Annotated in this window: 5 protein-coding genes; 1 reads left to right on the plus strand and 4 read right to left on the minus strand. The window is 62.7% G+C overall.

All coding sequences use genetic code 11. The annotated features are described in order from the left end of the window. Positions 1-63: 63 nt before the first annotated feature. The 4 genes from AC3WKX_RS34060 to AC3WKX_RS34075 all read right to left on the minus strand — a co-directional run bounded on the left by AC3WKX_RS34060 (position 64) and on the right by AC3WKX_RS34075 (position 3,179). Positions 64-477, minus strand: a complete 414-nt coding sequence (locus AC3WKX_RS34060; protein WP_102605550.1) for a SufE family protein — start codon at positions 475-477, stop codon at positions 64-66. Further along, positions 474-1,679: an aminotransferase class V-fold PLP-dependent enzyme gene (locus AC3WKX_RS34065; RefSeq protein ID WP_008432246.1), complete on the minus strand. Its 1,206-nt coding sequence runs from the start codon at positions 1,677-1,679 to the stop codon at positions 474-476. The genes AC3WKX_RS34060 and AC3WKX_RS34065 overlap by 4 nt, the downstream gene beginning before the upstream one ends. A gap of 69 nt (positions 1,680-1,748) precedes the next feature. Next, positions 1,749-2,783, minus strand: coding sequence for a 2,3,4,5-tetrahydropyridine-2,6-dicarboxylate N-succinyltransferase (gene dapD, locus AC3WKX_RS34070; protein WP_003219342.1), 1,035 nt, complete (start codon positions 2,781-2,783; stop codon positions 1,749-1,751). A 33-nt stretch (positions 2,784-2,816) separates the two neighbouring features. Further along, positions 2,817-3,179, minus strand: a complete 363-nt coding sequence (locus tag AC3WKX_RS34075) for an ArsC family reductase (protein ID WP_003219341.1) — start codon at positions 3,177-3,179, stop codon at positions 2,817-2,819. Positions 3,180-3,392: 213 nt separating this feature from the next. Here AC3WKX_RS34075 and AC3WKX_RS34080 point away from each other — a divergent pair, with 213 nt between their 5' ends. Continuing rightward, positions 3,393-5,036, plus strand: coding sequence for a Na+/H+ antiporter (locus AC3WKX_RS34080; RefSeq protein ID WP_003219338.1), 1,644 nt, complete (start codon positions 3,393-3,395; stop codon positions 5,034-5,036). Positions 5,037-5,127 lie beyond the last annotated feature (91 nt).

Below are 5,127 nucleotides of genomic sequence, written 5' to 3' on the forward strand. Positions count from 1 at the left end.
GTGTATCAGTCGACCTGTCTGGTGACTGATACACCGCCTTCGCGAGCAAGCCCGCTCCCACATTTAGTTTTGTGTGAGGCTCAGATGCCGCATGCGCTGCAGCACCGCATTCAACCCATTGCTGCGCGACGGCGATAACTGCCGCGACAGGCCCAGTTGCTCAAACCAGCCGGGCAAGTCGACGGCTTGCAGTTCGGCGGCAGACACACCGTTGACCCGCGCCAGCAACAACGCCACCAGCCCGCGTATCAGCCGTGCATCGCTGCTGGCGGCAAACTGCCAATGCCCATCCTGCAAGCGCCCCACCAGCCACACCAGGCTTTCACAGCCCTGCACCAGGTTGACGTCTACCTTGTCTTCGTCCGGCAAGGCGGGCAGCCGCTCGCCCCATTGCATCAGCAGGCGGGCTCGTTGCTCCCAACTGCCGACTGCCTGGAACGCTTCCAGCGCGACAACGGCCTCAGTCGGCAAGCTCATCGCAACATATCCAGGGCTTGATCCAGCGCTTCAAAAAAGCGCTCCAGGTCATCGGAGTCGTTGTACAGCGCCAATGACACCCGAATCGCCCCCGACAATCCCATCTGCTTGAGCAGCGGCATCGCACAATGATGGCCGGCGCGCACCGCAATCCCTTGTTCGGTCAGCAAGTGGGCGAGGTCGGCGTTGTGCACGCCTTCCACCACGAAGCTGGCCAGGGCGACGTGCGGCGACCCCAGCAAGCGCACGCCATTGCGCGCTTGCAAGCCACGCAACAGGTAGTCGTGCAGGGCGGCTTCGTGAGCCGTCACCGCCTGCTGGTCCAGGGAACTCAGGTAATCCAGGGTTGCCCCCAGGCCGATCACGCTGGCGATCGGCGGAGTCCCGGCTTCGAAACCGAGGGGCGCCGGGCGGAAACTGGCGCTTTGATAATCAGCCTGCTGCACCATCTCGCCCCCAAACTGCCAGTGGCGCAGGTGATGCAGGGCTTCGGTGCGGCCATACAGCACGCCGACGCCGTCCGGCCCATAGAGTTTATGGCTGGAAAACACGTAGAAGTCGCAGCCCAGGGCCTGCATATCATGGCGACCATGCACGATGCCCTGGGCGCCATCGACCACCGTCAGTGCATCGTGGGCCTTGGCCAGCGCCAGCAGTTGCGGCAACGGCTGCCAGGCGCCAAGTACGTTGGACAGTTGGCTCACCGCCAGCAGGCGGGTGCGCGGGCCGATCAGTTGGGCGGCGGCTTGCAGGTCGATCAAGCCGCCAGCGTCAAGCGGCAGTACCACCAGCGCCAGCTCGCGACGCTTGGCCAGTTGCTGCCACGGCAGCAGGTTGGCGTGGTGCTCCAGGGCGCTGATGACAATCTCGTCGCCCGGGTTGAATAGGTGCTCAAGGCCATAAGCCAGGAGGTTCAGCGCCGATGTCGCGCCGTGGGTGAAGATGATTTGCCCCTCGTCACCGACGTTCAGCCACTGTGCCACCTTGCTGCGACTGTCCTCGAAAGCCTGGGTCGCGTGGGCGCCCGGCAAATGCTGGGCACGGTGCACATTGGCTGCGCCATTGGCGTAGTAATGGCTGATGGCGTCCAGCAGGGCTTGAGGTTTTTGCGTGGTGGCGGCGTTGTCCAGATAGGTCTGGTCTTGCCGTTGCAGGGTGGCGATGGCCGGAAAATCGGCGCGCCAGGGAGAGGGCACAAGCATGGTGATCAAGACTCGTATAAACGGCCCGCACCGGTCAGGCGCGGGCCGTTAGTGGCATCGAGTCGCTGCTTAGTTGTGAGCGTGCAGCGCTGCGTTCAGTTCGATGGCCGATTTGTGGGTTTTGCACTCCACGGCACCGGTCTCGGAGTTGCGGCGGAACAGCAGGTCCGGTTGGCCGGCCAGCTCGCGGGCCTTGACCACCTTGACCAGCTGGTTCTGCTCGTCCAGCAGCGCAACCTTGGTGCCGGCGGTCACGTACAGGCCCGACTCCACGGTGTTGCGGTCGCCCAACGGGATACCGATACCGGCGTTGGCGCCGATCAGGCAGCCTTCGCCGACCTTGATCACGATGTTGCCGCCACCCGACAGGGTGCCCATGGTGGAGCAACCGCCGCCCAGGTCCGAACCCTTGCCGACGAACACGCCAGCCGACACGCGGCCTTCGATCATGCCCGGGCCTTCGGTACCGGCGTTGAAGTTGACGAAACCTTCGTGCATCACGGTGGTGCCTTCGCCTACGTAGGCGCCCAGGCGGATGCGCGCGGCATCAGCGATACGCACGCCGCTCGGCACCACGTAGTCGGTCATCTTCGGGAACTTGTCCACCGAGAACACTTCCAGCAGGTCGCCACGCAGGCGCGCTTCCAGTTGACGCTCGGCCAGCTCATTGATGTCGATTGCGCCCTGGCTGGTCCAGGCCACGTTCGGCAACTGCGGGAACACACCGGCCAGGCTCAGGCCGTGAGGCTTGACCAGGCGATGGGACAGCAGGTGCAGCTTGAGGTAGGCCTCAGGCGTGGAGGTCAGTGCGGCGTCTTCGGCCAGCAGGGTGGCGACCAGCGGCGTGTGGCTTTCAGCCAGGCGGCTCAACAGGGCGGCTTGGGCAGCGTCGACGCCCTTGAGCGCGTCAGCCAGTTGCAGGGCCTGGGTGACGGTGAAAGTGATCGCCTGGTTGCCTTCGGTGTAACCGAGGATCGGCGCGATGGCCGCGATGATTTCAGCCGATGGATTGAGCAGCGGTTGTGCGTAAAACACTTCCAGCCAAGCACCTTGGCGGTTCTGAGTGCCGACGCCGAAGCCCAGGCTGAACAGGGAATTGGACATGCTGTTACCTCTACAAAAATGGAGTGGGCTGGCCTACTTGAGGGCCGCCGAATAGCTATCTGGCTTGAAGCCAATCAGGGTTTTGTCACCGAGATCAAGCACCGGGCGCTTGATCATCGAGGGTTGCGCGAGCATCAATTCAATGGCTTTCGCTTGGTCGAGATCGGCTTTGCGTTCGTCTTCGAGTTTGCGAAAGGTGGTGCCCGCACGGTTCAAAACCACCTGCCAACCGTGCTCATTGCACCATTGGGTCAAGTGTTCGCGGTCGATACCGGCCGTCTTGTAGTCATGAAACTCATACTGGATAGCGTGCTCATCGAGCCAGGTGCGCGCCTTTTTCATGGTGTCGCAGGCTTTGATGCCGAAAAGGTGCAACGTTTTGCTTGAAGCGGTCAAGGAATTGCCCCCCTTTGGGCTCACGCAGATTAAAGGTCACGGATTATGCCATGGCCAGCGGCTTTCGGCGCCGCTCGTCACACTTACGTTTTGCTCGTGTGCGACTTTTGTGCAAAGGCCATCGCGCAGCATAGGCGGCTAATATGGCACTTCAACGGCGAGTTGTTGCCTGATGTGTGTTGCTGCAAGTTGATTGTCTGGGAATCCCGCGTTATGCAAACCGCCTACACCGTACTTATCCTGCTGATGCTGGTCAGCGTTTCGCGCCTTGTCGGGCGTGTGATCCCACTGCCGTTACCACTCGTGCAGATCGCCGCCGGTGCGTTGCTGGCCTGGCCGACCCTGGGGCTGCATGTCGCCCTGGACCCTGAGTTGTTTCTTTTCCTGTTTCTGCCGCCGCTGCTGTTCTCTGATGGCTGGCGCATGCCCAAGCGTGAATTGTGGCGCCTGCGCGGGCCGATCCTGACGCTGGCGGTGGGGTTGGTGCTGTTTACGGTGGTGGGGGCCGGTTACTTCATTCACTGGTTGTTGCCGAGTATTCCCCTGCCGGTGGCCTTCGCCCTGGCGGCCGTGTTGTCGCCGACGGATGCCGTGGCGGTGTCAGCCATTTCCCAGAACCGCTTGCCGACGCCACTGATGCACATGCTCCAGGGCGAGGCGTTGATGAATGATGCCTCGGGCCTGGTGACCTTCAAGTTCGCCCTGGCGGCGGCGCTGACCGGCGTGTTCTCGCTGGCGGATGCGAGCCTCACCTTTGTGCTGGTGGCCGTGGGTGGCCTGGCGGTCGGTGTGGCGTTGAGCTGGCTGGTCGGCCGCCTGCGTGCCTGGATGATCGCCCGGGGCTGGGACGACCCGGCGACGCACGTGGTGTTCATGTTGTTGCTGCCATTCGCCGCCTACGTGCTGGCCGAACGCCTTGGCGCCTCGGGCATCCTGTCGGCGGTGGCTGCGGGCATGATGCAAAGCTGGCTCGACCTGCTGCCGCGCCAGACCAGCACCCGGTTGCTCAACCGCAGCGTCTGGTCGCTGCTGGAGTTTGCGTTCAACGGCTTGATCTTCCTGCTGCTGGGCCTGCAACTGCCTGACATCATCAAGGCGGTGGTCAGCCATGAGCCGACGCTGTGGCCGACCTTGTTGTATCGCTGCCTGGACGTGATCGCGATTTTCCTGGTGCTGGTGGTGTTGCGGTTTATCTGGGTGCAAAGCATCTGGCGACTGTCGGGTTTATTGCGCCGGATTCGTGGGAAAAGTGAGCTGACGCTGGTGCCCACCGCGCGGTCCTGCTGGTTGCTGACCGTCGGTGGCGTACGCGGTGCCGTGACCCTGGCGGGTGTGATGTCGGTACCGTTACTGCTTGCGCCGGGGCAGGATTTTCCCGAGCGCGACCTGCTGATCTTCATCGCCGCCGGTGTGATCCTGCTTTCGCTCGTCGCGGCCTGCATCGCTTTGCCGCTGCTGTTGCGCGGCATCGAGAAGAGCCCGGATGAGAAACGCCACAATGAAGTGCGCGAGGCCTGGAAGAAGACCGCCGTGGCTGCTATCCATGCCCTGGAAGCCGAAGAACCCGCTGAAGCTGCACCCCAGGATGCCGCCCAGGCAGCCTTGGCCACCGAGCTCAAGGCGCGGTTGATGTCGGAGTATCGTCATCAACTGGAAGTGTTCAACGATTCGGCCGAAGCCCAGGCGCTGGCGTTGCAGATGGATCAACTGGAGCGCAAGTTGCGGCTCAAGGCCCTGCGGGCGCAGCGTCTGGAACTGTATAGCCTGAGCCGTCACCATCAGATTGGTGATGATGTGCTACGGGAGGTGTTGGCGGATCTGGATATGAGCGAGGCGAATCTGGGTCATATCAAATAACACTGCGGTGCTTACTTGTGGCGAGGGAGCTTGCTCCCGCTGGGCTGCGTAGCGGCCCCAAAAAAGCGGGAGCGCTGCGCACTCCAGCGGG

Source organism: Pseudomonas sp. GP01-A4 (assembly GCF_058780865.1).

Bases quoted from the DNA above. Each gene is read 5' to 3' on its own strand.
- dapD (WP_003219342.1), bottom strand. From the start codon at position 2,783: ATGTCCAATTCCCTGTTCAGCCTGGGCTTCGGCGTCGGCACTCAGAAC.
- AC3WKX_RS34080 (WP_003219338.1), top strand. From the start codon at position 3,393: ATGCAAACCGCCTACACCGTACTTATCCTGCTGATGCTGGTCAGCGTT.
- AC3WKX_RS34065 (WP_008432246.1), bottom strand. From the start codon at position 1,679: ATGCTTGTGCCCTCTCCCTGGCGCGCCGATTTTCCGGCCATCGCCACC.
- AC3WKX_RS34060 (WP_102605550.1), bottom strand. From the start codon at position 477: ATGAGCTTGCCGACTGAGGCCGTTGTCGCGCTGGAAGCGTTCCAGGCA.